Annotated in this window: 27 protein-coding genes and 1 pseudogene; 23 read left to right on the top strand and 5 right to left on the bottom strand. The window is 70.2% G+C overall.

Features of this window, described 5'->3' with window-relative positions; genetic code table 11:
• Nucleotides 1-195 precede the first annotated feature (195 nt).
• From ACTIEF_RS15745 to ACTIEF_RS15755, 3 genes are all read right to left on the bottom strand, one after another.
• Nucleotides 196-834, bottom strand: a complete 639-nt coding sequence (locus ACTIEF_RS15745) for a lasso peptide biosynthesis B2 protein (protein ID WP_439473082.1) — start codon at nucleotides 832-834, stop codon at nucleotides 196-198.
• Between the two features lie 52 nt (nucleotides 835-886).
• Nucleotides 887-1,009, bottom strand: coding sequence for a hypothetical protein (locus ACTIEF_RS15750; protein ID WP_255360441.1), 123 nt, complete (start codon nucleotides 1,007-1,009; stop codon nucleotides 887-889).
• Between the two features lie 92 nt (nucleotides 1,010-1,101).
• Nucleotides 1,102-1,722 (bottom strand): helix-turn-helix domain-containing protein, encoded by a 621-nt coding sequence (locus ACTIEF_RS15755; RefSeq protein WP_439473083.1) that lies wholly within the window; start codon nucleotides 1,720-1,722, stop codon nucleotides 1,102-1,104.
• A 62-nt stretch (nucleotides 1,723-1,784) separates the two neighbouring features.
• On the opposite strand from ACTIEF_RS15755, the gene ACTIEF_RS15760 reads away from it, so the two are divergent.
• The 19 genes and pseudogenes from ACTIEF_RS15760 (at nucleotide 1,785) to ACTIEF_RS15850 (ending at nucleotide 19,838) form a co-directional block, all read left to right on the top strand.
• Nucleotides 1,785-2,420: a GntR family transcriptional regulator gene (locus ACTIEF_RS15760; RefSeq protein WP_439473084.1), complete on the top strand. Its 636-nt coding sequence runs from the start codon at nucleotides 1,785-1,787 to the stop codon at nucleotides 2,418-2,420.
• On the top strand, nucleotides 2,417-4,291 hold the full coding sequence (locus ACTIEF_RS15765) for a type IV secretory system conjugative DNA transfer family protein (protein ID WP_439473085.1): 1,875 nt from the start codon (nucleotides 2,417-2,419) through the stop codon (nucleotides 4,289-4,291). The genes ACTIEF_RS15760 and ACTIEF_RS15765 overlap by 4 nt, the downstream gene beginning before the upstream one ends.
• A gap of 10 nt (nucleotides 4,292-4,301) precedes the next feature.
• Nucleotides 4,302-4,733, top strand: a complete 432-nt coding sequence (locus tag ACTIEF_RS15770; RefSeq protein ID WP_439473086.1) for a hypothetical protein — start codon at nucleotides 4,302-4,304, stop codon at nucleotides 4,731-4,733.
• Between the two features lies 1 nt (nucleotide 4,734).
• Complete coding sequence (trbB, locus tag ACTIEF_RS15775) at nucleotides 4,735-5,691, top strand: P-type conjugative transfer ATPase TrbB (protein ID WP_439473087.1); 957 nt, start codon at nucleotides 4,735-4,737, stop codon at nucleotides 5,689-5,691.
• Nucleotides 5,692-5,960: 269 nt separating this feature from the next.
• A complete protein-coding gene (locus ACTIEF_RS15780; RefSeq protein WP_439473088.1) occupies nucleotides 5,961-6,281 on the top strand; it encodes a TrbC/VirB2 family protein in 321 nt (106 codons plus the stop codon).
• The gene (locus ACTIEF_RS15785; protein ID WP_439473089.1) at nucleotides 6,281-6,556 is read left to right on the top strand and encodes a VirB3 family type IV secretion system protein; all 276 of its coding nucleotides are present in this window, start codon (nucleotides 6,281-6,283) and stop codon (nucleotides 6,554-6,556) included. Before ACTIEF_RS15780 ends, ACTIEF_RS15785 begins: the two co-directional genes overlap by 1 nt.
• Nucleotides 6,557-6,562: 6 nt before the next feature.
• Nucleotides 6,563-8,986: a conjugal transfer protein TrbE gene (gene trbE / locus ACTIEF_RS15790; RefSeq protein WP_439473090.1), complete on the top strand. Its 2,424-nt coding sequence runs from the start codon at nucleotides 6,563-6,565 to the stop codon at nucleotides 8,984-8,986.
• On the top strand, nucleotides 8,937-9,677 hold the full coding sequence (locus ACTIEF_RS15795) for a conjugal transfer protein TrbJ (RefSeq protein ID WP_439473091.1): 741 nt from the start codon (nucleotides 8,937-8,939) through the stop codon (nucleotides 9,675-9,677). Before trbE ends, ACTIEF_RS15795 begins: the two co-directional genes overlap by 50 nt.
• 5 nt (nucleotides 9,678-9,682) lie before the next feature.
• Complete coding sequence (gene trbL, locus ACTIEF_RS15800) at nucleotides 9,683-11,107, top strand: P-type conjugative transfer protein TrbL (RefSeq protein ID WP_439473092.1); 1,425 nt, start codon at nucleotides 9,683-9,685, stop codon at nucleotides 11,105-11,107.
• A 1-nt stretch (nucleotide 11,108) separates the two neighbouring features.
• Nucleotides 11,109-11,792 (top strand): conjugal transfer protein TrbF, encoded by a 684-nt coding sequence (gene trbF, locus ACTIEF_RS15805; RefSeq protein ID WP_185224146.1) that lies wholly within the window; start codon nucleotides 11,109-11,111, stop codon nucleotides 11,790-11,792.
• Nucleotides 11,771-12,841, top strand: a complete 1,071-nt coding sequence (locus ACTIEF_RS15810) for a TrbG/VirB9 family P-type conjugative transfer protein (protein ID WP_439473093.1) — start codon at nucleotides 11,771-11,773, stop codon at nucleotides 12,839-12,841. The genes trbF and ACTIEF_RS15810 overlap by 22 nt, the downstream gene beginning before the upstream one ends.
• Entirely contained in the window at nucleotides 12,838-14,019 is a 1,182-nt protein-coding gene (locus ACTIEF_RS15815; RefSeq protein ID WP_439473094.1) for a TrbI/VirB10 family protein, read from the top strand. Before ACTIEF_RS15810 ends, ACTIEF_RS15815 begins: the two co-directional genes overlap by 4 nt.
• Complete coding sequence (locus tag ACTIEF_RS15820) at nucleotides 14,016-14,525, top strand: S26 family signal peptidase (RefSeq protein ID WP_185224143.1); 510 nt, start codon at nucleotides 14,016-14,018, stop codon at nucleotides 14,523-14,525. Before ACTIEF_RS15815 ends, ACTIEF_RS15820 begins: the two co-directional genes overlap by 4 nt.
• On the top strand, nucleotides 14,519-15,124 hold the full coding sequence (locus ACTIEF_RS15825; RefSeq protein WP_185224142.1) for a lytic transglycosylase domain-containing protein: 606 nt from the start codon (nucleotides 14,519-14,521) through the stop codon (nucleotides 15,122-15,124). The genes ACTIEF_RS15820 and ACTIEF_RS15825 overlap by 7 nt, the downstream gene beginning before the upstream one ends.
• On the top strand, nucleotides 15,121-15,402 hold the full coding sequence (locus tag ACTIEF_RS15830; protein ID WP_045811751.1) for a hypothetical protein: 282 nt from the start codon (nucleotides 15,121-15,123) through the stop codon (nucleotides 15,400-15,402). The genes ACTIEF_RS15825 and ACTIEF_RS15830 overlap by 4 nt, the downstream gene beginning before the upstream one ends.
• Before the next feature lie 170 nt (nucleotides 15,403-15,572).
• Complete coding sequence (locus ACTIEF_RS15835; RefSeq protein WP_045811749.1) at nucleotides 15,573-15,974, top strand: helix-turn-helix transcriptional regulator; 402 nt, start codon at nucleotides 15,573-15,575, stop codon at nucleotides 15,972-15,974.
• A gap of 224 nt (nucleotides 15,975-16,198) precedes the next feature.
• Nucleotides 16,199-16,800, top strand: a pseudogene (darT, locus tag ACTIEF_RS15840) (type II toxin-antitoxin system toxin DNA ADP-ribosyl transferase DarT).
• A 9-nt stretch (nucleotides 16,801-16,809) separates the two neighbouring features.
• Nucleotides 16,810-17,865: a type II toxin-antitoxin system antitoxin DNA ADP-ribosyl glycohydrolase DarG gene (gene darG / locus ACTIEF_RS15845; protein ID WP_439473095.1), complete on the top strand. Its 1,056-nt coding sequence runs from the start codon at nucleotides 16,810-16,812 to the stop codon at nucleotides 17,863-17,865.
• A complete protein-coding gene (locus tag ACTIEF_RS15850) occupies nucleotides 17,865-19,838 on the top strand; it encodes an ATP-binding protein (RefSeq protein ID WP_439473096.1) in 1,974 nt (657 codons plus the stop codon). The genes darG and ACTIEF_RS15850 overlap by 1 nt, the downstream gene beginning before the upstream one ends.
• Before the next feature lie 72 nt (nucleotides 19,839-19,910).
• On the opposite strand, the gene ACTIEF_RS15855 is transcribed toward ACTIEF_RS15850, so the two are convergent.
• Nucleotides 19,911-20,663: a cation transporter gene (locus ACTIEF_RS15855; protein WP_439473097.1), complete on the bottom strand. Its 753-nt coding sequence runs from the start codon at nucleotides 20,661-20,663 to the stop codon at nucleotides 19,911-19,913.
• Between the two features lie 145 nt (nucleotides 20,664-20,808).
• Between ACTIEF_RS15855 and ACTIEF_RS15860 the strand changes: the two genes are divergently transcribed.
• Nucleotides 20,809-21,252, top strand: a complete 444-nt coding sequence (locus ACTIEF_RS15860; protein WP_439473098.1) for a MerR family transcriptional regulator — start codon at nucleotides 20,809-20,811, stop codon at nucleotides 21,250-21,252.
• Nucleotides 21,253-21,296: 44 nt separating this feature from the next.
• On the opposite strand, the gene ACTIEF_RS15865 is transcribed toward ACTIEF_RS15860, so the two are convergent.
• The gene (locus tag ACTIEF_RS15865) at nucleotides 21,297-21,773 is read right to left on the bottom strand and encodes a DUF411 domain-containing protein (protein WP_439473099.1); all 477 of its coding nucleotides are present in this window, start codon (nucleotides 21,771-21,773) and stop codon (nucleotides 21,297-21,299) included.
• Nucleotides 21,774-21,914: 141 nt separating this feature from the next.
• Between ACTIEF_RS15865 and ACTIEF_RS15870 the strand changes: the two genes are divergently transcribed.
• The 3 genes from ACTIEF_RS15870 to ACTIEF_RS15880 are packed head-to-tail and all read left to right on the top strand — an operon-like array spanning nucleotide 21,915 to nucleotide 24,790.
• Nucleotides 21,915-22,259, top strand: coding sequence for a hypothetical protein (locus ACTIEF_RS15870; protein ID WP_045811744.1), 345 nt, complete (start codon nucleotides 21,915-21,917; stop codon nucleotides 22,257-22,259).
• 57 nt (nucleotides 22,260-22,316) lie between these two features.
• Nucleotides 22,317-23,570, top strand: coding sequence for a TolC family protein (locus ACTIEF_RS15875; RefSeq protein WP_439473100.1), 1,254 nt, complete (start codon nucleotides 22,317-22,319; stop codon nucleotides 23,568-23,570).
• Nucleotides 23,570-24,790 (top strand): efflux RND transporter periplasmic adaptor subunit, encoded by a 1,221-nt coding sequence (locus ACTIEF_RS15880; protein WP_439473101.1) that lies wholly within the window; start codon nucleotides 23,570-23,572, stop codon nucleotides 24,788-24,790. Before ACTIEF_RS15875 ends, ACTIEF_RS15880 begins: the two co-directional genes overlap by 1 nt.
• The last annotated feature ends 10 nt before the right edge of the window (nucleotides 24,791-24,800 follow it).

The following is a 24,800-nucleotide window of genomic DNA, read 5'->3' on the forward strand; positions in this document are numbered from 1 at the left end:
CATCTCCAATGAGCACCCAACCTCCAATGTCCACACGCTTTGGCGGACAGGGGCCGCGGACACCTAGCCAAGCGTGGGCATTGATCGGAGTGACAACATATCCCTCTGCCGATGCCCTGGCCCGCAGATCGGTGAAGAGCCTTGAGGCTCGGGGGTCGCTGGGCGCGCGGCAGATCAGCAGATAATCGCCCATCCTCAAGACCGCATGATTGGTGTGTAGCGGCGCACGCGGGCTAGCCTGTCGCCAACGACGAGATCGCCGATCTGAAGCCAGCAATGCGCATTGAAGGGCCAGGTCCGTACGCCGAATACCCAATCTGCACGGACGCCCCGCGCGGCGAGCACGTGCCGGAGCTGAAACGAACGCTGGAGACATTCGCCTTCGCCCGGAACCCATGTGCGCGAGATCCGTGTCGCACCCACCAGCAGGGAAAGCCTGTCTTCGCTATACCGCTGAAGCCCATCGGCCTGCTCAATCGCAAGCAGTTGCCTTAACGACTTCCGTTGAAATCTCACGGCAGCGATAGCCCAACTGAAGCCGGTCGAAAGAACTTCAGATGCCGACGTTCGTGCTGGAAGTGGCAGTTCTCTCGTTGCTGCAATTGGAGAGGAAGGAAGTCGCGGCGGTCTATCTGGTTTGACCAGGCCAGCGAGTTGAAGCTCAGTGGCGAGATCGGGGTCGGTAATTCGAAGCGAGCCTTGAGGAGCGAAGTGAACTTCTGCTCCACCCCCTATAAGACAGTGGTAGGCGTCGCTCTCGACATCAAGAATGACCACGTCGTCATCCACACGGCTCATGAAGACGCCAGGCGCACACCACAGGAGTTGGGTCATAAACGTCGCCGAAACGAACGGCGGGCGGCTGTCACCAGCCGCCCGCCTTCGCTCAGCCCTCGGAAGGGTAGCGGCCGATCTTCACGCCAGCCTCTTCGAACATGGTGCCGAGCCCGTCACGCGTGAGCGTCTTCGCATTGCCGAAGGTGACGAGGCGCAGAGTGGTCTTCTTCATCTCAGTCTCTCCATCAAGTGTTCGCCACGAGTGTGGCGAACACAGTCAGCGCCCGGATGCCGAAGTCTCAAAACTATATTCGAAATATATTTCTACCGGCCGGGCGTGGGGCGGACTTGCGCGAGGTCGGTGACGCCGTTCTCCAGCCAGCGTGTGGCGGCCTGCTGCCGGTCGCTCTCGGCCAGCAAGGCGTCGTACATGGCGCAGACCGCGAGGATGATGGGCCGCGCCTCGAGCCCGGCGATATCGTCGCCGAGCAGGGCGTTGAAGCGCTGTCCCCCGATGGTCAGGGCGGTGACCAGCTTGTTGTCGGCGCAGCGCCACGCGAGATCGGGCGAGCCGATGGCCACCGCCATGATGATCGCTTGTGGGTCGCTTCGGGTCGCGGCGGCGAACCGGTGGATGTAGTCGAGGTTCAGGCTTCTGCCGCCGGCCTCGAAGCGCTGGTAGGTGCGCAGCGCCATGCGCATCGCATCGGCGACCGCAGCGGCGGTCATGCCACGATGGCGCCGAACTAGTTTCAGCGCCTGGGAGAGCACATCGTTATCGCGCTGCGGCTGCACACGCCTGGACTTCACTGGCCTGACCTTTCCGTATGCTGAGCGTATCCCGTCGCCGAGGGAACGGCGATCACCTGTCTGTTCCAATGTAAATTCCGCCGCTTTGCGGCGGCGAGACCGCCGATATGGGGCGAGTCTGCATCCGTACACCACGCAACTTGTTGGCGAGCGGTTATATGCCGCGTGCGTCGGGCGCGCGGGAGCCGGAGACCGTCATGGCGAAAAGTCGCGACCCCTTCTTCAAGGCCCTCGACAACATTCGGGAGCGAGCGCGGGCCGGCGGCTACGCGCCAGGTCAGTCGATCGTCATCGTCGAGGAGGCGCGTCGTCTCGACCTGTCGACGACGCCGGTGCGTGAGGCGCTGGCTTGGCTCTGCGGGGAAGGGTTGATCGAGCGGGGACCGGCGGGCGGGTTTCTCGCTGCCCGTCTGGACGCCGGGGCGGTGCGGGATCGCTACGATCTGCGCCTGGCCTATCTGTCGGCCGCACTCGATCTGACCGCTGGGTTGCCCGCCTACGGACGATCGCCCCCGCGCGACGGGGCGGCCGTCACCGACCTGGTGGATTTGTTCGAGAGCCTGGTGCGCCGGACCGGCAACGGCGCCCTGCTCGACGCCTATCATCGCGTCGACGGCCAGCTGACGCCGTTCCGGAGCGCAGAGCGCCGGATTTTCGCGGACCTCGACGCCGAGGCGGACGATCTTCTTGAGCTGGCCGCGACCCGGACCAATGGCGATTTGCGCGAGGGCCTGCGGGCTTACCATTTTCGCCGCGGCCGCTCCGCGGCGCTCCTGTCGATGGATGTCGCGGGTCATCCGGGCGGGGAGGGCGGCGAGGACGAGCGACCATGATCCTTCGCCTGATCCTGCTCCTGGCGGGGTTGGCGGCCGGCCTGCAGCTGGCCACCCAGACCTTCGCCTGGACCTATCGCCACGATCCCGTCCTGGGCGACGGATGGACAGTGTCCGAAGACGTCCGGATCTATCCGCCGTGGCGCATTCTCAGCTGGCGACGGCAGTTCGGCGGGGCCGAGCCGGAGGCCTTCTCGTCGAGCGCCTTCCTGATCCTGCTCGGGGTGATGGGCGGGTTGGGCGCAGGCATGCTCGCGCGTGGGGAGGGACAGCGTCGCCGCATCCGGGGATGGGGCGGCTTGGCCGAGGCCCGGGCCGCCGGCCTGCTCGCCGGCGCGGGATGCGCTCTCGGGGAACTGAAGGGGCGGCTTCTCGCCACCGTCGACATGCGGCCGACCCTGGTGACGGGCGGCACGCGCTCGGGAAAGGGGAGGGGCCATGTCACGCCGACGCTGTTGCTGTGGAGCGAGAGCGTGCTGGTCCATGATCCCAAGCGGGAGCTCTGGCGCGAGACGGCCGGCTGGCGGTCGGGCTTCTCCCACGCGCTCTATTTTGACCCGCGCGATCCGGCATCCGCCCGCTGGAATCCCCTCGCGGAAATCCGACCCGGCCCGGGAGAACTCGCCCAGGTCCAGCGGCTGGTTTCGATCCTCGCCGACCCCGGGGGCGTTCGGGATGACGAGGCCATCTGGGACAAGGCGGCCTCCGAAATCCTGGAGGCGGTGATCCTGCATGTCCTCTACACGGCCGAGGATTCCGAGAAGACGCTGCTGAAGGCGCGCGAACTGCTCGCCGACCTCGACGACACGGCCGAGGTGATGGTCAAGGCGCTGCACCGGCCAGGTCCGAACGGCGAGCCTGAAACCCACCCCTTCATCCGAACGGCCGTGCGGGGCTATGCCGCCATGCACGATCGGTTCCGGACATCGGTGCAGGGCACGGCCCGATCCTATCTGAAGTGGCTCGCGGGCGACGACGTCGAGCGCGCGCTCTCGGCTTCGGACTTCAACCTGGGCGACCTGATGTGCGCCGAGGCGCCGGTCTCGCTATACATCCAGGTGGCGCCAGCGGATGCGGCCGCGCTTCGGCCTCTGGTGCGGCTCCTGTTCTACGCCGCCGCCCAGGCCCTCACCGTGGACGAGGCCCGGGATGCGGCGGGGCGGCCGAAGCGCCGCCGGCTCCTGATGCTGATGGACGAGTTTCCCCTGCTGGGGCGCGTCAGCTTCTTCGAGAAATCCTTGCGGCTGCTAAGCGGCTATGGGGTGAAGGTGATGTTCGTCGCCCAGTCGCTGAACGACATCATTGAGACTTACGGCGCCAACAACACGATCCTCGACAACTGCGCCATCTACACAGCCTTTTCGGCGCTGGATCCGCTGACCCAGGACAAGGTCTCCAAACTCACCGGCACGATCGGAGAGACCCGTGAGAGCCGCAGCGCGCCCGCCGGCCTGGCGGCAGGACGAAGCACCGTATCACGGTCCCAGATTGACCGCCCCTTGCTCGAGCCGGGCGAGGTGCGCGCTCTGCCCGACGACCTCCAGCTCATTTTCGCGGCGGGCCAACGCCCACTGCGCACCCGCAAGCTCCAGTATGATCGCCGCCGGCCATTCCGGGAGAGAGCCGCTGCGCCGCCGCCCGATCAGGCCGCCGGCGTCGACGCGCCGACGCCCGCGCCCCATCCGTGGGCCGGCCGTCGCAGCCTCGGCGTGGACGCCGAAGCCGCCCTCCCGTTGTTCAAGGAGATCGTTGCGGCGATGGACGACAAGAAGGTCGCCGCGCGCGCTGCGGACATCTACGGCCGCGTGGCTCAGGAGATGGCGGCGCAGGACGCCGTCCTGGATCATCTGAAAGGCCAGGGCGATGGTTAGGCGCGCGCCGGTGCAGACCTGCCGCGTTCAGGTCTATCTCAGCGATCCCAAGATCATCGCCGGTCTCAGCCGTGAGGCGAGATCCGGCCGCGTGTCGATCAGTCAGGCCGCCGGACACGCCATCGCGCGGGGCCTTCAGGGAAACCCGAGGGCGGACCCCGACGACCGGCTCCTGGCGCTCGAGCAATCCCTGAAGGGCCATATGCGGTCGACCCGGCAGGACATGCAGATCATTCAGGAGTTGGTGGTGGAGGTCGCGCGGGCGCTGTTCGTCCGGCTCCCGGATGGCGTCGGCGACCAGGATCCCACGGTGCAGGCCGCCGTCGACCGGCGCATCGAGCGGATGCTCGACGACACCGCGGCGCGGATCGTCTCGGGCCGGGCCGAGCACGACCCTCACGGCCGGGAGGCTGAGGAGCGGTCGTTCGGGGCGGCGAACTGACATGACGGCTCATCCCCTGATCGCGGAACGCAAGCTGGAGGCGCTGCGTCACGCCCTGGGCGAGGTGGTGCTGGCGGCGCTCGTCGATCCGGAGGTGGTGGAAATCCTCGCCAACCCCGATGGCCGGATCGTTCTGGATCGCGCCGGCCGAGGCCGCGCCGACACCGGGGCGCGTCTGTCGGTGGAAGGGCGCGAACGCGCCATTCGTCTGATCGCCGACTATGTCGGTGAAGTGGTCACCCGGGACGATCCGCGCCTGTCGGGCGTGCTGCCGGCCACCGGCGAACGCTTCCAGGGCCTGCTTCCGCCAGTGTCGCCGGCGCCGGCCTTCTCCATCCGCAAGCGTCCGGCCGTGATCTGGACCCTGGGGGATTATGTCCGCGACGGCGTCATGACGGCCCGTCAGGCCGATGTCCTCGCCCAGGCCGCCCGCGAGCGGCGTAACATCCTCATCTCCGGCGGCACGGGGTCAGGGAAGACCACCCTGGCCAACGCCATCCTGGCCGAGCCGGCCTTCGCCGACGACCGGGTGTTTCTCATCGAAGACACCGCCGAGCTGCAATGTTCGGCCTGGGACACGGTGTCGGTCCTGACGCGCCGGGCCCCCGTCGCCATCGGCGTCGCCGAGCTCGTGCGGAACGCCTTGCGGATGCGTCCGGACCGGATCGTCGTGGGGGAGATGCGCGACGGCGCGGCCGCCCTCGAAACGCTGAAGAGCTGGAACACGGGCCATCCGGGCGGCCTGTCGACCCTCCACGCCAACTCCGCCGAGGAGGCGCTGCGCCGGATCGAGGATCTCGCGCTTGAGATCGCCGCGGCGCCGCCGCGTCGCACCATCGGCCAGGCGGTGGACGTCATCGCCCATATCCGTCGCTCGACGGCGGGGCGGCGGCTTGAGGCCGTGATCGCGGTGCACGGCGCTTCGGACACGGGCTACGCCGTCGAAGGTCTGGCATGACGGCGCCTCGAACGGCGTCACCAATGACGGATTCGGAAAAGTGGAGATAAATCAGGGGGTTGTGACGACTTGTCTTAAGTCAAACCAAGTCGTCGCGGCGTCAGCACAGTAAGTCGTTCCAAGTTACTATTTAAGTCAGTCTGAGTTAATGTATAGTCATTGTTAAGTCGTGAATTATTTGTGTATTTTACTGTTGACAGTCGCTGGATAGTTTTGCTTGCAATGAGTCGAAGCGCGGTGAAACGCGCTGAACACAAGGAAGGCAAATCATGCGACGGAGACTTGGGCGCCGCCTGTTCGGCGCGACGATGATGCTCGGCCTGGCGGTCGCCGGACCAGCGCTGGCCGGCGGATCGGGCATGCCCTGGGAAGGGCCGCTCCAGCAGGTGGTCCAGTCGATCACCGGACCCGTGGTCCAGGCGGCGGCCGTCGTCGCCGTGGTGATTTTCGGCGCCGGAATCGCCATGAGCGAGAACGGCTCCTCGATGCGCCGGGGGCTTGGCATCATGTTCGGCCTGTCGATCGCCTTCGCCGCCTCCACCTTCTTCCTCGACTTCTTCGGCTTCGCCGGAGGGGTGGAGATCGGGTGATGGCGTCGTGGTCCGAAGACCGCCCCGAGGGTTGGGACCTGCCCGTGGCCCAGGCGCTGGCGGAGCCGGTCCTGATGGCTGGCATGCCGCGGGACTACGCCATCGCCATGGGCACCATCGCCGTCGTGCTGGGTCTGGCGCTGCGCATCTGGTGGCTCGGTCTTCTGTGGTGGGCGGTCGCCCACGCCATCGGCCTCTGGGCCGCGCGGTCGGATCGGCGCTTCTTCGACGTTCTGCGGCGCCATCTGGCCCTGCCGGGCCATCTGGACGGGTGAGGGGCGATGCGGTTTCTCGACGAATACCGGCGCCGGCCCGCAGCCCTCGCGGACCACCTGCCCTGGGCGGCCCTCGTCGCCCCCGGCGTCGTCCTGAACAAGGACGGCTCCTTCCTGGCGGGCTTCCGCTTCCGCGGGCCGGACCTGGAATCCTCCACCGAGGAGGAGTTGATGGCGGTCCGCGCGCGCCTGAACAACGCCCTGCGCCGGCTGGGCACCGGCTGGTGCCTTCACGTCGAGGCGCACCGCCGGGCCGCAGCGCCCTATCCGCAAAGCGACTTCGACCTCGGCGTCGCCTGGCTGCTCGACGAGGAACGCCGCAGCCGGTTCGAAACCGCCGATCCGGCCTTCGAGACCGACCACCGGCTGGCGCTGACCTGGCTGCCGCCCGCCGATGAGACCCGACGCCTTGAGCGCTGGCTGTTCGACGGTCTGGCCAGGAGCGGCGCCGACTGGCGGGTGGCGCTCGACGCCTTCACCCGGGAGGCACACGCGGTCTTCGACCTGCTGTCGGACGGCCTGCCGGAGATCCGCCGGCTCGACGACGCCGGTCTTCTCTCCTGGCTCCATGACTGCGTGTCCCCCCGGTCCTTCGAGGTCCGCCCGCCGGAGACGCCGATGTTCCTGGACGGCTGGCTGGCGGACGCGGACCTGACCGGGGGAATTGCGCCCAGGCTCGGCGATCGGTGGCTCAAGGTGGTCTCGGTGCGCGGGCTGCCGTCCGTCACCCGGCCGGGTCTGCTCGACGCCCTGGGCGCCCTCCCGTTCGACTACCGCTGGACCGCGCGCTGGATCGGGCTCGACAAGCCCGAGGCCGAGCGCGAGATCGTCAAACTGCGAAAGCGCTGGTTCGCCAAGCGCAAGGGCGTCGGCGTGCTGCTGCGCGAGGCCATCACCAAGGAGGAGGTGCCGCTCCTCGACACCGACGCCGCGTCCAAGACCGAAGAGTGCGACGGCGCGCTCGCCGCGCTGGGCGCGGAAAGCTGCGCCTTTGGCTATCTGACGCTGACGGTCTCCGTCCTCGATGCGACCGAGGAGGGCGCGACGGCCAAGGCCCGCGCGATCGAAGCCGCGCTCAACGCCCAGGGTCTGATGGCGCGCATCGAAGACCTCAACGCCGTGGAAGCCTGGCTCGGATCGATGCCGGGCGAACCCTATGCGGACATCCGCCGGCCGCTGGTGTCCACCCTCAACCTGGCCGACCTGCTGCCGGTCTCGGCGGTCTGGGCGGGGCCGTCAGAGGACGCCTGCCTCGACGGCCCACCCCTGGCCACGGCGCGCACAACCGGATCGACGCCGTTCCGCCTCGCGCTTCATGTCGGCGACGTCGGTCATGCGATGGTCGTGGGACCGACCGGCTCGGGAAAGTCCGCGCTGCTGGCCTTCCTCGCCCTGCAATGGTTCCGGTATCCGGACGCGCGCGTGGTCTTTTTCGACAAGGGCCGCTCCGCGCGGGCCGCGACCCTGGCGGCGGGCGGGCGGTGGCGCGCCATGGAGCCGGGCGCGGGCCTCTCGCTCCAGCCGCTGGCGGGTATCGATCGCGACGACGCGCGCGCCTGGGCCTCGGAATGGCTCGCCGAAACGGTGCGGCTGGCCGGGCTGGAACCCACGCCCCGCGTGCGCGAGGAAATCTGGGCGGCCCTCGCGGCCCTCGCCGAGGCGCCGGTGTCTCAACGGACCCTGACGGTGTTCTGCGCCCTGGTGCAGGATCGCGCCGTCGCCGCCGCCCTCGAACCCCTCACCCTGAAGGGACCGCACGGCGCCTTGCTGGACGGGGAGGGGGCGGCGCTGGGAACCAGCCGGTTCGACACCTTCGAGCTCGAGACGCTGATGGCCACGCCGTCAGCGGTGGCCCCGGTGCTCTCGGCCCTGTTCCGCGAGCTGGAGCAGGGGTTCGACGGCCGGCCGACCCTGCTGATCCTGGACGAAGCCTGGCTGTTCCTGGGCGAGACGGCCTTCGCGGCGAAGATGCGGGAGTGGCTGAAGACCCTGCGGAAGAAGCGGGTGGCGGTGATGTTCGCCACCCAGAGCCTCGACGACGTGGCCGCCTCCGCCATCGCCGCCAGCCTGATCGAGAGCTGCCCGACCCAGGTGTTCCTGCCGAACCCGCGTGCGATGGAGCCGTCTTCGGCCGCGCTCTACCGGGGCTTCGGATTGAACCGGCGCCAGCTGGAGCTGATCGCCTTCGCCCCGCCCAAGCGGTCCTACTACTGGCGGCAGCCTCGGGGCCGTCGGCTGTTCGACCTGCGCCTGACGGGCGTGGCCCTGGCTCTGTGCGGCGCCGGGACGCCCGAGGACCAGACCCTCATCGACGACGTCCTGGCCCGATCCGGCGAGGCCGCCTTCGCCCGCGAATTCCTCAAAGCCAAGGGAGTGCAGAATGTGGATTCCGTTTTCGACGCCTTCGACCCGCCGCTCGCGGCGGAATAGGGCGACCGGCCTGGCCGTCGCCGGTTTCCTCGCCCTGGCGGCGCCGGTTCCGGCCGGCGCCCAGCAGGTGGTGTTCGACCCCCGCAATCACCTGGAGAACGCGCTGCAGGCCGCCCGCCAGCTGGAGAGCCTCGCCAACGAGGCCCGCAGCCTGGCCGCCTCGCCCTACAGCCATCTGGCGGGCAGCAGCCAGTCGCTGCGGGATATGGCCGAGCTGGCGCGCACGGCGCGCGGGCTGGCGACCTCGGTCAGCGGTCTGGAGCGCCAGTTCGAGACCTACTATCCCGACGATCTGGCCGGCGCGGACGTTCTGCGCCTGCTGGAGCAGAGCGGGGCGCGCACCGCGAACGCCCGGCGGACCGCCGAGGATCTGGCGCGGACGGCGGCGGAACTGGAACGGCTGGGCGGGACCCGCGACGCCCGGGTGGCCGGTGCGCTCGGCGCCAGCCAGTCGGCTGCGGGACAGACCGCGGCCGTGCAGTCGACCAATCAGCTGCTCGCGGTTCTGGCCGAGGACCTGGCGACCCTGCGGACCCTGATGCTGGCCCAGTCGCGGCTGATGGCGGAGGCCACGGCGCGGGAGGCGGCCGACCGCGCCTCCGGCGACGCGGCCCGCCGCCAACGCTGGGCCGGCGCGGGCGCGGTCCCCGGCGCGCCGTCCTTCGACCCGTTCGCCCGCGCCCGGCACTGATCGTCATGGCCCCGGTCAGCATGGACACGCCCAACGATCTGATGGTGGTGTTCTCGAACACCGTCTCGGCGGGCTTCGACGCCCTGTCCGGTGCCGTCAACGGCGTGTTCGGCCTGTTGATCGTGCTGGTCGTGGCCCTCACCGGAATCCAGTGGGCGCTCTCCTCCAACCGGGAGGTGCTGGCCGCCGGCTTCGGCAAGGTGCTGCTCATCGGCGTCTTCGCCTGGCTGATCAACGACTGGCAGGCCTTATCGGAGACGATCTACGCCGGCTTCCTGGAGCTGGGCCTCATCGCCGGAGGCGGTTCGCTGTCTCGGGCCGAGTTCCTCAACCCCGGGGCCGTGCTCCAGCAGGGCTGGGAGATCGTCAAGGCGTTGGGCGAGACCCCGGCGCCGGTCGACAACCCCCTGGACGTGGTCGGCAACATGGCCGACGCCCTGATCCTGGGCTTGGCCATGATCGGCATCCTGCTCGCCTTCGCCATCCTTGCGCTGCAGATCATCGTCTCCCTGCTGGAGTTCAAGATCGTCACCCTGGGCGGCTTCATCCTCCTGCCGTTCGGCATCTGGTCGAAATCCGCCTTCCTGGCTGAAAGGCCGCTCGGCTACGTCGTCTCATCCGGTCTCAAGGTCCTGGCCCTCGCCATCGTCGTTTCGGGGGCGCGGACCGTGTTCGATCAGCTCCAGCCCTCGACCAACCCGGACATCTACGAGGCCCTCACCATCCTCGTCGCCTCGATGCTCCTGGCGATGCTGGCGATGTTCATCCCGAACCTCGCTTCCGCCCTCGTGACCGGGGGCCCGGCTCTGGGGGCGGGCGGCGCCCTGACCGGCGCGCTCGCCGTGGGTGGGGCCGGGGCCCTGGGCGCGGCCGGGATCGCGGGCGCCGGAGCCCTGATCGGCGGCGGCGCCGCGCGGCTTGCGGGACCGGCGCGCGCCGCCGCCGGTGCGACCGGCGGACGGGCGCCGCCCTCGTCGCCACCGGTCGGGCCGGGTCCAGGGAGCGGCGGGCCGTCGACGCCGCCGGCCTCGAACGACAACGGATCGACGCGGCGCAGCGCCGGGACGGTCCGTCCGGCGGGCACGACTCCGTCTTCCGGGCCGGGGGTCGCGGAGCCGGCCCGGGCGTGGTCCCATCACCCGGGCGCCGCCGAGGCCGAGATCGGCTCCGACCATCCAGCGTCGGGCGATGCAACGCCGGGCGGCGGAGCCAGCCGGCCCGCCTCGGTCCGCGACGCCGAGACCCGGGCCGCCCGGTCGGACTTCCAGCGCGCCATCGCCGTCTCGGATTCCGCGTCCGCACAGGGGCGGCGGCCGGGGCGGGCGGCGGCGCTCCAGGCCTTCTTCGTCGCCAACGCCGGACGAACCTTGATGCCCGCGGGCGAGACCAGCGGCGTCCTGTCCCCCAACCTCCGCACAGAGGAGACCTGAGATGCATCCGTTCTTCCGACCGAAGCGGGCCCTGGCGGCCGCGCCGGAGGCGACCCCGTGGCGTCGCGCCGGCCAGATGTGGGACGACCGCATGGGCCTGTCGCTGGCCCATGCCCGAAACTGGCGTCGGATCGCCGTCGCCAACCTGGCCCTGGCCGGCTTCCTCGGCGCGGGGTGGTGGGTCCAGGCCGAGCGGGCCGTGGTGAAGCCGTTCGTGGTGGAGGTGTCGGACTATGGCGAGACCCAGCGGATCACCGCCATCGGCGGCCGGTACGAGCCCAACGAGGCGCAGATCGCCCACGCTCTCGCCGGCTGGGTCCGGGACGTCCGCTCCAAGTCGATCGATCCGATCGTCATCCGGCAGAACTGGCTGCGGGCCTACGATCTTCTGACGCCGAAGGCGGCGGGCTTCCTGAACGCCTGGGCGCAGACCCATGACCCCTTCGCCGAGGCGGGGCGCGAGGCCGTCAACGTCGAGATCCTCAATGTGGTGCGCCGCTCCGGCCGCACCTTCGATCTGCAATGGCGCGAAACCCGTTTCGTCAACGGCCAGGCCGCCGGCTCGGAGCGCTGGCGCGCGCTGATCACCACCACCCTGCAACCGCCGCGCACGGAGGCCGAACTCCTGCGCAATCCCCTGGGATTGAAGATCGAGGATGTGTCATGGACCCCCGACGCGTCCTGATCCTGGCGCTTTCGAGCGCCCTGCTGTCCGGCTGCGCGATCCTGCGAGACGCGGTCGCGCCGAATGCGGCGTCCACCGCAAGCCTGAGCCAGGCGTCCGCCCTGCCGCTGGCTCCGATCGCTCTGGACGGGCCGGCGCCGACCACGGCGGACGAGCCGGAGCCGGAGCCGGAGCCGGAGCCGGCGGCGTTGGCGTTGGCGCCGGAGGCGAACGCGGCGCGGCCCTATCTCATGGAAACGGCGCCGCGACCGGCCGTGGACGCGGCGCCGGCGCTCCCGGCGCTGACCGGCCGCAGGGCGATCGCCGAAGCCAACAGCGCGGCGAGCGCGCCGTCCCGGTCCGACCGCTTCCAGGGCGGCGTCCAGATCTTCGCCTGGGAGCCCGGCCGGGTGTTCGAGGTGTGGACCGCGCCGCTCCGGGTGACGACCCTGACGCTCGGCGCGGGGGAAAGCCTGATCGCCAAGGCGGCGGGAGACACCGTCCGCTGGCAGATCGGCGAGGTCGCGTCGGGGGAGGGGCCGGACCGTCGCGTCCATGTCCTGATCAAGCCGCTCGAACGCGGCCTGGAGACCAACCTGGTCCTGACCACCAACCAGCGCGTCTACCTGGTGGATCTGCGCAGCGGAGCCGCCGACGCCTTCAACGCCGCCGTCGCCTGGGACAGCGCGCCGACCGGGGGCGTCGACGCAGGGCCGGCCGCTGTCGCCTTGCAACCGGCCGTGCGGGTGCCTGACCCGGTCGTAATGCCGGACGGACCGCTCGACGCCCGCTACCGGCTCGAACCCCAGGGACGGCGTCCGAGATGGACCCCCTCGGCCGTGTTCCACGACGGCCGGCGCACCTTCATCGCCTTCCCCGCCGACCTCCAGGTCGACGAGGCGCCCGCCCTGTTCGCCATCGCGCCCGACGGCGAGGCGCAGCTGGTCAACTACCGGCAGGCCGGCGGCCTGTTCATCGTCGATCGCGTGCTTGATCGCGCCGAACTGCGACTGGGCGATCGCAGGCCGCAGGTGGTCCGCATTCGTCGTCTTCAAGGAGTCCGCCCATGATCGAGACGCCCCCGCAACCCGCCCCCGGGCTGACGCCGGGCGACGGCGCCGGGCCCCGCGCGCCCAAGTCTCCGGCCCCGGAGCTCGCCAGCCGGGCGCCTCGTCCGAGCGCGGTGCGTCTGCGCAAATCCGTCGTCCAGATCATCGTCATCGGCGGCGTGGTCCTGATCTCCGGGTCTCTGGCCTGGGCGTTCGTCGTACAGCCGGAACTGCGGCAGGGCGCTCGCGCCCGCGCCGAGGCCGCACGCGAGGACGAGGCCCGCGGCGTGGTCCGCCCGGCCGAGGTCGTCACCGAGCAGCCGGCCACCTATGACCGCCTGCCGGAGCCGCGTTCATCGGCGGAGCCGAGCGAGGTCGACGACGCGCCGGCCGAGCTTTCCGAACCGCCGCCTCGGGCGGCCCCGCCCGTCTATCGCCCCGTGTCTGAACCGCGGGGACCCGCGCCCGGAGATCTGGCGCGCCGGTCCGGCCTGTTCTTCGCCGAGGTTCGCGACGGTGCGGCGGCCGCCGCGGTCCCGGCGGGCGCCGAGCGCCGGGCTCCGACCGGCGTCCCTCCGGCCAGCGCGGACTACGGCGCCACCTACAATGGCCACGTCCTGACCGCGCCCCTGTCGCCGTATGAACTGAAGGCCGGCGCGATCATCCCCGCCGCCCTGCTGACGGCGGTCGACACTGCCCGCGCGGGCCCGGTGATCGCCACGGTCACCCAGAACGTCTACGACACGGTCAGCGGCCGCCACCTGGTGCTTCCGCAGGGAACGCGGCTGATCGGGCGGCATGAGGGCGAGAGCGCCTACGGAGACCGGCGCGCCTTCCTGACGTGGGACCGGCTCATCCTGCCCAACGGCAAGAGCCTGGTCCTCACCGGCGAGCCCGGCGTCGACGCCCAGGGCGCCGTCGGCGTTCGGGGTTCGGTCGATCGTCGTCTGTTTCCCCTGCTGGTCGGGACGCTGTTCGCCGGGGCCATCACCACGCTCGGGCAGATCGCCCGCGACGATGAGGGCGGCGGCGGCCTTCTCGGCGACGCCGGCGACGCGGCGGCCATCGAGGGCGCCCGCGTCGGCGGCCGGCTGATCGACCGGGAGCTGGAGGTCCGCCCGTCCATCCGGCTGCGAGCGGGCGCGCCCGTGCGGGTGATGATCACCCGTGACCTTATCCTTGAGCCGTACCAGCCATGAGCCCGCTCGATAATGGAAACCGCTGGTGCGTAACAGGCGTCGCCGTCTTCGCCCTCGGCTGCCTGGCGCTGGTCGCTCAACACGTCCCGGCGCTGGCCCTCGTCAACGAAAGCCCGAGCCTGCCCGAGGGGCTGTACGCCCGGCGGTTCGGCGCCGAGATCGAGCGCGGCGTCGTCGTGGCCATCCCCCAACCGGCCGCCGCGCGGGCCTATCTCGGGGATCTGGGCATGCCGGGGGACGTGGCGCTGATCAAACGGGTCGCCGCGGCGGGCGGCGACCGCGTCTGCGTGGAAGGGGCGCAAGTGCTGACGCCAGACGGCGTCTGGACGGTCCGCTCCCGTGATCGGGGCGGCGCAATCCTGCCGCGCTGGTCCGGATGCCGACGGCTCGCGCCGGACGAACTCTTTTTGCTCGGCGACACGGCCGGGAGTTTCGACAGCCGGTATTTCGGGCCCGTGGCGCGCTCTGAGGTGCTGGGCGTCTATCAGGAGGTGCTGAGATGGTGAGATCGATCCTTTGGGCGGCGGCGCTCCTCGCCCTGGGCGCGCCGGCTTCCGCCCAAACCGTCGACTGGCGCGCGGCGGGCGGCGATCTGTTCGGCCGAGCGACGGCGGAGGCCGGATCGGCGCCGGCCGACGCCGGGGAGGGGGATGTGCCCCGCCTGGCCGCGCTCAGCCAGCCCTTCCAGGCCGAGATCGCGCGAGCGGCGGCGGCGCACGGACTGGACGAGAAGCTGCTGCACGCCCTGGTCCTGACCGAGTCCGCCTACCAACCCGCGGCCCTGTCCCCGGCGGGCGCGGGCGGACTGACCCAGCTTATGCCCGATACGGCGCGCGAGCTCGGGGTGGACGATCGCTTCGACCCGATCCAGAACCTTCGCGGGGGCGCGGACTACCTCGCCCGACAACTGTTGCGCTTCGGCGATCTGCGCCTCGCGCTCGGCGCCTACAACGCCGGGCCCGGCCGCGTCGCGCGGCTCGGCCGGGTTCCGGACATCGCCGAGACCCAGGCGTATGTGATCGCGGTCATCGATTGTTACCTGGCGCTGACGGCGGGGCAGGCCCCGCGCAACAGCCGCCATTGCCGCCCGCGTGTACACCCATGATCGGGCTCGGGGTCGGGCAGGAGGCGGGCGCCGCCGGTGACGCGGACGACCTTTTGACGCGCGCTGAAGCCTCCGCCTTCCTGTCGCAGCTCGGCATCCAGCTGAAGCCGGCGAGCCTCGCGCGGCTCTGGTCGACGGGGTCGAACGGACCGCCATGCCGCCATATCCGTTCCAAGCCGTTTTATCCCCGCGGGCTGCTGCGCGACTGGGCGTGCAGCCAGATCACCGACGTTCGAACCGGGGCGCCGACGGCCGCTCGGGGGCGGCGTCGTGGCTAGGGCCGATGTCACAGCGGCGCAGGGTCTCGCCGACCCTGCGGCGAGTTTCGCCCTGAAAGCCGTCCTGATGGCCTGGCGACGGCGGGACCCGATCGACGCGGCGAACGACGCCCGCTTGCTGCGGGATCTCCTGGAAGACGAGGCGGACCAGAGGCTTGCGGGGATCTGTGATGACCGTGGATGAGGGCGCGCCGGACGTCGGCGGCAGGGACGACCGTCTTTTGTCCTGGGATCAGGTGGAACGGATCGCCAGCATCAGCCGGTCGACCGCCTGGCGCATGGAGCGCGATGGCGCGTTCCCGCGCCGCGTCCGCGTGTCGCCGGGCCGCGTGGGTTGGTGGGAGAGCGAACTGACCCAGTGGAAGCGGAGCCGGTCAGGCGAGGTCCCGCCGCCCCCGCCGCGCAAGGGCGCCCGCGCGCCGAGGTTGCCGGGCATGCCGCGCTCCATGCCGCGTCCGAGTTCCGGACCGGAGCCCACGCCGAGCCTCCCGGTCGCGGCCCCTGCGCTTGCGCCCAGGAAGCCACGGCGTCGGCCGGCTGACCCCGGGGCCCAGATCGACTTCGGGTTCTGAGACGCGCTTGACCGGCAGCGCCTGCCCGTCCGGTCGAGGGGGCGACCGATCAGGCAGGTCGGCAGGCTTGCCGGCGTTTTGCAAGGGGTCGCGCATTGCTCCCTGGCGGCTTCTGCACGACAATCGTCCGAATCAGGCAGACAAAGGACTTGCCGCATTTCTCGGGGGGAACCACGCACGCCATGCCTGCGCCGGCACGCCCGAAAATCTATCACATCACCCACATGGACAACCTGCCGACGATCATCGGCCAGGGCGGGCTGTTCAGCGACGCCCGGATGATCGCCGCCGGCGGCCCGGTCACCGCCATCGGCATGGCCTCGATCAAGGCGCGGCGCCTGGACCTCCGGTGCGCTGCCATCCGGGCGATACGGTCGGCCAGTATGTCCCGTTCTATTTTTGTTCTAGATCGGTGATGCTCTATCTGCTACACCGGGGCAATCATCCCGAGGTCAACTACCGCGGCGGCCAGGAACCAATCGTCCACTTGGAGGCCGACCTTCGCACGGTGGTGGATTGGGCGCAGGCTCACGGGCGGCGCTGGGCGTTCACCTTGTCGAATGCAGGCGCCTACTATGCGGAGTTTCGCGACAGCCTCGAGGCGCTCGACGAAATCCGGTGGGACGCGGTGATGTCCAACGCCTGGTCCGCCGCCGAGGTCCGGGAGGGCAAGCAGGCCGAGTTCCTCCTGCACGACAGCGTCCCGTGGGACCTCGTGGAGCGGATCGGGGTGTTGAACCAGCCGGTCAAGCTGGCGGTGGAGGCCGGGCTGCGGGGCGCCGCCCACGCGCCGCGCGTCGATCTGCAGCCGACGTGGTATTACTAGGGGGGAGCGATGATCACATTCACCAGCGGCGACATCCTGAAGTCGGGCGCCGAGGCGCTCGTCAACACCGTCAACTGCGTCGGCGTCATGGGCCGGGGCGTCGCGCTGCAATTCAAGAACGCGTTCCAGGATAATTATGAGGCCTATGCGCGGGCGTGCGAAGCGCAGGAGGTCCAGCCGGGCCGGATGTTCGTCTATGAGCGTCATCGCCTGGATACGCCGCGCTTCATCATCAATTTCCCGACCAAACGCCACTGGCGCGGCAAGAGCCGGATGGAGGACATCGACGCCGGCCTGATCGACCTGGTTCGCGTGATCCGCGAGCGGAAGATCCGGTCGATCGCCATTCCGCCGCTCGGCAGCGGCCTGGGCGGGCTGGATTGGCGTCAGGTGCGGCCGCGCATCGAGCAAGCCCTGGAGGCAGTCCCGGATGTCGAGGTCATCGTCTATGAGCCGGGCGGCGCGCCCGCGGCCGACGCGATGTCGAGGGCGCGCGCGGCGCCCGCGATGTCGCCGGGCCGCGCGGCGCTGGTCGGGCTGGTCGACCGATATCTCAACGGCCTGCTGGACCCGTTCGTCAGCCTGCTCGAGGTTCACAAGCTGATGTACTTCATGCAGGAGGCCGGCGAACCGCTGAAGCTGCGCTACGCCCAGGCCTTTTACGGGCCCTACGCCGAGAACCTCCGGCATGTCCTGCGCGAGGTCGAAAGCCACTATCTGTCCGGCTACGCCGATGGCGGCGACGCGCCCACCAAGCGGCTGGAGCTGGTGCCCGGCGCGGTCGTCGACGCCCAGGCCAAGCTCAAGGACGCCCCCGAGACCCAGGCGCGCTTCGAGCGCGTGACCGACCTGGTCGGGGGCTTCGAGTCGCCGTTCGGCCTGGAGCTTCTGGCGACCGTGCACTGGGTCGCGACCCGTCTGGACGCCGGGAGCGCGGACGCGGCGGTGTCCGAGACCTACGCCTGGGGCGAGCGCAAGCGTCAGTTCTCGCCCGAGCAGGTGCGACTGGCCTATGACGTCCTGCAGGACAAGGGCTGGTTGGCGTCGCGGCCGCTGGCGGCCTGATGGCGACCCATCGCGTTCAGCTTCAGGCCAAGCAGGACCATATCGAGACCGTCGTCCGCACGACGGAGCCGCTGCGCGCGATCGCCGAACTGGTGTGGAACGGCTTCGACGCGGGCGCCACGCGCGTCCATGTCGAATTTCGGCGCACGGCGCTGGGCGGCGTCGACGAGATCATCGTCAACGACGACGGGGAGGGGATCAGCGCGGACCGGGCGGACCGGGACTTCGGACAACTCGGCGAATCCTGGAAACGCTCCGCCGCGCCGAGCGGCCGCGCCTACCACGGCAAGGAGGGACGGGGTCGGCTGCGGTTCTTCTCCCTGGCCGACCGCGCCCGCTGGACCTCGCGGTACGCGAGCGAGGACGGTCTCAAACAGCTGTCGATCGACATCCGCGCCGAAGCCATCGAGACCGCCGAGATCGGCGATCCGGAGCCGGCGATCGGCGCCCCGGGCGTTTCGGTGTCGCTGCATCCGCTGAAGCAGAACCTCGACGCCCTAATCACCGACGAGCAGCGCCGGCAGTTCACCGCCATCTTCGCCCAGTATCTGAAGCTCTACCCGCAGCTGGAGCTGTGGTACGACGGCGCTCGGATCGATCCGTCGACGGCGATCGCCGACGCCGTCTCCGTCGTCCTGCCGCCCATCGTCGGCAAGGACCGGACGATCCGCGACGTGAAGCTCGACATCGTCGAATGGTCGACGCCGATCGACAGCCGCAAGATCCACTTCTGCGGCGACAATGGCATTGTACTCGGCTCGCAGCCGGCGCGGATCAATGCGCCCGACTTCGCCTTCTCGATCTACGCGACCTCCAGCTTCTTCGTCGAACTCGCCGCCGACAACCTGCTCGAACTGGAGCTGACCGACGGCGATTTCGCCAAGGTCGTCGAGGCGGTCCGCGATCAGTCGCAGGCGCACTTCCGCCGACGCGGCCACGAGCGGGCCGGACGCCTGATCGAGGAGCTCAAGGCCGCGGGAGCCTATCCTTACGAGGGGGACCCGACCGATACGCTTCAGCAGCGGGAGCGGGACGTGTTCGACATGGCGACCTACGCCGTGTCCAACTACTCCAAGGAGTTCCGCAAAGCCGACACCGGCCTGAAGCGGATGACCCTGACCCTGCTGCGTGAGGCGCTGCGGCACAATCCGGACTCGCTCACCCAGATCCTGCACGCCGTGGTGGGGCTCCCCAAGGAGCGGCAGAACCAGTTCTCGGCCCTGCTCAAGAAGACCGAGCTGTCCAACATCATCGCGGCGTCCAGCCTGATCGCGGACCGGATCGCCTTCCTCCAGACGCTGCGCCAGGCGGTGTTCGACACGGACGGCAAGAAGGTCATCCGCGAACGCGGCGGCCTGGACCTGCTGGTGCGGGACAACACCTGGATCTTCGGCGAGCAGTTTCACCTCGCGGTTCCCGAAGCGGGCTTGACCAAGGTGATGCAACGGGTCTCGGAGGACCTGGGCGGGAAGCGCGCCGGCGGGCGGGTCACCAAGCCGGACGGTCGCACCGGCCGGGTCGACCAGTTGCTCGGCCGCAGCATCCCCGGGCCCCATCAAGAGAAGCGGGAGTATCTGATCGTGGAGCTCAAGCGGCCCTCGGCCAAGGCCGATCGCAAGATGCTCAACCAGATTTCCGACTACGCCCTGGCCCTGGCCGGCGCGCCCGACTTCCGGCACACCGACACGCGGTGGAACTTCTTCCTGGTCGTGGGCGAATACGACGACATCGTCGGACAGGCGATCACCCAGGAAGGACGCGAGATCGGCATCGCGGTGCGACAGCCCAACTATACGGTGTGGGTGCGATGCTGGGGCGAAATCCTCCGCGAATGCGACGCCCGGCTCCAGTACATCCAGGACCACCTCAAGGTGGAAGTTTCAGACGAGGAGATCGCCAGCCGGCTTCGGGCCTTGCAGACAAGCTTCGGCCGGGAGGCCGGCGACGACCCCGAGACCTCGCCGGGGTCCTGACCTGCGACTGGCGCTTTCAGACAGCGGGTTCGTCGTTTCCAACTGCGCCGCCTCGGCTGCGCGCGATCCGCTCTAGTCGAGCGCGACGGCCTGCGGCCGCGCGGCGCGGAACTGGGGCCAGGCTTCGCCGAGCACCTTGATTGCCGAGCGGAAGAACAGGAGGGCGATGACGCCGCCGACGAGGATGTCGGGCCAGCCGGCGTCGGACCAGGCCACCCCGCCCGCCGCGATGAGCACGCCGGTGTTGGCGATGACGTCGTTGCGGGAGCACTCGAAGGTGCTCGACAGGTTCACGTCGCGGTTCCGGAACCGGTAGAGCATGGCGAGGCAGGCGAGGTTCGCGACCAGGGCGATCGCGCCGAACACGCCCATGGTCTCGGCGGTCGGGGTGATGTCGCCCATCAGCTTGCGGACCACTTCCAGGAAGACCCAGACGCCGAAGGCGGCGATGACGGCGGCCTTCACGAGCGCCGCTCCGGCGCGCCAGCGCAGGCTGCGCTTCAGGGCGTAGAGGCTCAGTCCGTAGACGAGGGCGTCGCCGAGCATGTCGACGGAATCGGCCATCAGGGCAGTGGACCGCGCGAACAGACCCGCCCCGAACTCGGCGAAGAACATCAGCAGATTGATCGTCAGTACGATGACCAGCACGCGCCGGACGTCGGCGTGCTCACCCAGCGCGGCGATCTCGTCGCCCTTGGCGGAACAGCAGTCATCGCCCGCGAAGTGGGTATGGGCCGGGACGATGGGCGCGGTCGTGACGAAGGACGGCTTGGAGGCGCAGGGGCTCGGTCCGGCGCAGCACCCCGCCTCTGCCGGGGCGGCCACCGGCTCCAGGACGTTCCGGCTTGAACAGGTCGGTCCGACCTCGTCGGACGTCGGAGGGGAGCAGCAGTCTTTCATCGGAGCGAGCCTTGCCGGAAACGTGTCGGCCGCCGATATACGATCTATAGTCCCTATAGGTTCAAGGCCTTTGACAGAGAGATTTTCTATCGGCGAGTTGGGGCGGCGCGCCGGCTGCAAGGTGGTCACCATCCGCTACTACGAGCAGATCGGTCTGCTGGACGCGCCGGAACGCGGGGAGGGCGGCCACCGGGTCTATGAACGGGCGCATCTGGACCGGCTGTTCTTCATCCGGCGCGCCCGCGATCTCGGCTTCTCGCATGACGACATCCGCAGCCTGTTGACGCTGTCCACCGGGCCTGCCGCCGGTCCGTGCCAGGCGGTCGATCACGTGGCGGCGGCGCATCTGGATGCGGTGCGGGTCAAGATCTCGGATCTTCGGCGGTTGGAAAAGACCCTTGTCTCGGTGCTCGACCAGTGTGGGCGGACGACGGTCGAAGCCTGCTGCGTCCTCGACGCCCTGAGAGCGCCTCCAGGTGACGGCTCGAGCTGGGTCTCCCTGTCCGCCCCGTGAAGCTGATCCCGCTTGGTCGGATGGGATCGGGTGGCGCGGCCGCCTTAAGCGCCGTTGTGTCGTCCGAAGGGGCGCGTCGAGCCATCCGCGAGGATCAGGAGAGTGACATAGGGCTCTCGGCCGGCGGCCTCCATGCCGGGCGATCCGGCCGGCATGCCGGGTGCGGTCAGGGCGCGCGCGGTGGGCGCTTCACGCACAAGCCGTTCGACATCCGACGCGGGCACATGGCCTTCGATCGCGTAGCGGCCGACCACGCCGGTGTGGCACGACGCGAGGCGGTCCGGTATCCCGTGACGGGCCCGGATCGGGGCGAGGTCATCAAGATCGACCACCCGCGCCGTCCAGCCTGCGTCGCGCATGTGCGCGACCCAGCCGCCGCAGCAGCCGCACCAGGGCGTCTTGTAGACGGTGATACGCCGCGCGCCCCGGCCGGCGGTCTGCGCCTGGGCGAGGGGCGGGAGGGCGGCGGTCGCCAGGCCGGTGACAAGCGCGGCGCGGCGGGTGAGACGAGGAGAGGACATGACGGCTCCGGCGGACGGACCTGATCCTAGCAGCACGCCGGCTCCGCGCACGCGACACGTCGCCGCTGGCAGGGTGGTTGGCAGGCCCGTGGACTTTGTAACAGATTGCCACCTCCGCAGAACGGAAGTAACGAACGCGCGATGACCTCGTCGATGACGACATGGGCCAAGCTGATCGCGGTGATGACACTTGTCTTCGCCGCCTTCTTCTTTGCGCCCGCCGTCGACGCCGCGACCTGCATGCCGGAGCCCCCAGCAGCGCACGCGTTCGTCGATCACAATCCCGACGACGGCGACCACGGCGACCCGTCCGGAAGCCATGGCATCTGCGCGCACGGACACTGCCACCATACCTCCACGGCACGCACTCACGGCGTCGACGCCATCGCACCCGCGTTCGGCGAACTGCTGCTGCAAAGCGGCCGCCACGACGACGTCCTGGCCTCGGTCACGCCCGACGGCCTGAAGCGACCGCCCAGAGTCTGACCGAAGGCCTGCGCCCTTGCGGGCGCCTCTTCGTGATCAGAAATCTGGAAATGGAACATGTCTCCCACATCTCGCCGGCGACCGCGTCTCGCGGTCGGCTGCGCGGTTGCTGCGATCGCAGCGACTCTGGTCAGTCCCGCCTGGGCTGACCCCGCCCCGACCTACGCCCAACTGCTCGCGCAGCTCGGCCAGACGCCCGCCACCCTGGAGGCGGGCGCGAACCTCGACGCCGCGGAAGCCCGCGTGCGTCAGGCCCGTGTGCGTCCCAACCCCGTGCTCGGGCTCGATGTCGAGAACGCGTACGGCTCCGGCCCCTTCTCGGGGATGGACAACGCCGATACGACCCTCGCGTTGAGCACGGACCTCGAATTGTGGGGACGTCGCGCGAGCCGCATCGCCGCCGCGCGCGCCGAGGCCGGCGCCGTCGGCCTGCAGCGCGATCTTGCGGTGATCGACGCCGCCGGTCGCCTGGCCCTGGTCTATTCCGAAGCCGAGGCGGCGCAGCGCCGCGCGGCCTTGGCGGACGAAGTCCTGACCCTGACCCTGGCCGACGCCCGCGCCGCCTTGGCGCTGGTGGAGGAGGGGCGCGAGCCGCTCCTGCGCGGCATCCAGGGCGAGGCCGAAGCCGCGTCGGCCCGGGCGACCCTCGACGAAGCCGTCGCCGAACGGGACGCCGCCTACGCTCGCCTCACCGCCGTGGCGATGATCCCGTCGCCCGTGACGCGCATCGACGTCAGTCTGCTGGACGAGGCGCCGTCCGGGGTGGGCTCCGCGATCAACGACGCGCCCACCGTGCGCGTGGCCGAGGCCGAGCGCACGGCCGCCGAACGCCGGATCGACGTGCAACGTGTCCAGGCCCGCCCGGACATCAGCGCCAGCGTGGGCATTCGCCGCTTCGAGGCGGAGGACGCCACCGCGCTTACCTTCGGGATCAGCATGCCGCTGCCGCTGTTCGACCGGAACCGGGGAAACATCGAGGCGGCGCAGGCCGAGTTCAGGGCGGCCGACGCCCGCCTGATGTCGGCGCGGCAGGAGGCCCAGGCCGACCGGGCCGCCGCGGTGGCGCGCCTGGCCGCCTCGGTGAGCCGCGTGTCCGCCGCCGACGCCGGCGTCACCGCGGCCGAGGAGGCCTACCGGCTGTCGCGCATCGGCTTCGAGGCCGGTCGCATCTCCCAGGTCGAGCTGCGCGTCACCCGAACCGCCCTCGTCAACGCGCGGTCCGCCGCCGTCGACGCCCGCCTCGCGCGCGTCCGCGCCGAAATCGATCTCGCGCGCCTGGACGGCCGCGCCCCCTTCCAAGGAGCCCAGTGATGCGCAAGCGCACATCCAACAAGACCCTGTTGATCGGCGGCGTCGCCGCCCTCGTCGTCCTTGGCGGCGGCGGGCTCTATCTCGCCACGCGAGGCTCCGACGCGCCGCCGGCCCCGGCGGCCGCCGAGGGCGAAGCCGGCCATGCCGAGGAGGAAGGCGGGCATGCGGAAGGCGAGGCCGGTCATGCCGAGGAGGGCGAGGCCGAAGAAGGCCGCGTCGAACTGACCGCCGCGCAGATCCAGGCGGCCGGCATCTCGGTCGTCGGGGTCACCGCCGGCGGCGGGGCCGAGACGCGCCTCGCCGGGCGGGTCGAGCCGATGGTTGATTCCCGCGCCGCCGTCGCCGCCGCGGTCGGCGGCCGGGTCGAGCGGGTGCTTGTGGCGCCCGGTCAGTCGGTTCGCGCCGGACAGCCGCTCGTCAGCGTCGTCAGCGGCGAAGCCGCAACCTTCCGCGCCGACGCCGATGCGGCGGCGGCCTCCGCCGAGGCCGCGCGTCAGGCCTATCAGCGGAACCGCAACCTGTCCGAACAGGGGGTGGTCGCCCGACAGGAGGTCGAGGCCTCCCGGGCTGAACTGCTCAGCGCAGAGGCGGCGACCCGCGCCGCGCGGGCGCGCTCTGCGGCCGCGGGCTCGCCGAACGCGTCAGGCCGGCTCAGCGTGACCAGCCCCATCTCGGGCGTGGTCAGCAATGTGCAGGTCGGACCGGGCGGCTTCGTCGCCCAGGGCGGCGTGGTCGCCGAGGTGTCCAATCCAGCCCGCGTCGAAATGGTGTTCAACGCGCCGCCGGCCCTAGCCGCCAACGTCCGTCCAGGTGCGACGATGCGGGTTACCGGGCCGTCCGGCGAGTTCGACGCGGTCGTCACCGGGGTCGCCGCGGACGCCGGTCTGAACGAGAGCGGAGCGACCGTCATCCGCGCCCGTCCGTCTTCGGGAACCCTGCCGCCCGCCGGGTCCGCCGTGTCCGGCTCGGTGGTGACCGGTCAGGCGACCTCGGGCGGCATGACCGTGCCGTCCGAAGCGGTCCAGACCGTCGACGGCAATACCGTGGTCTTCGTGCAGGTCCAGGGCGGCTTCCAGGCCACCCAGGTGCTCGCCGGCCGTCAGGCCGCCGGGCGCACCGAAATCCTGCGCGGCCTGACCGGCTCTGAACGCATCGCCTCCGCCAACGCCTTCCTGCTCAAGGCCGAACTGGCCAAGGGCGAGGCCGAGCACGGTCACTAAGGGGGCGATC

It is taken from the genome of Brevundimonas sp., from assembly GCF_051858995.1.
Taxonomy (GTDB): Bacteria; Pseudomonadota; Alphaproteobacteria; order Caulobacterales; family Caulobacteraceae; genus Brevundimonas.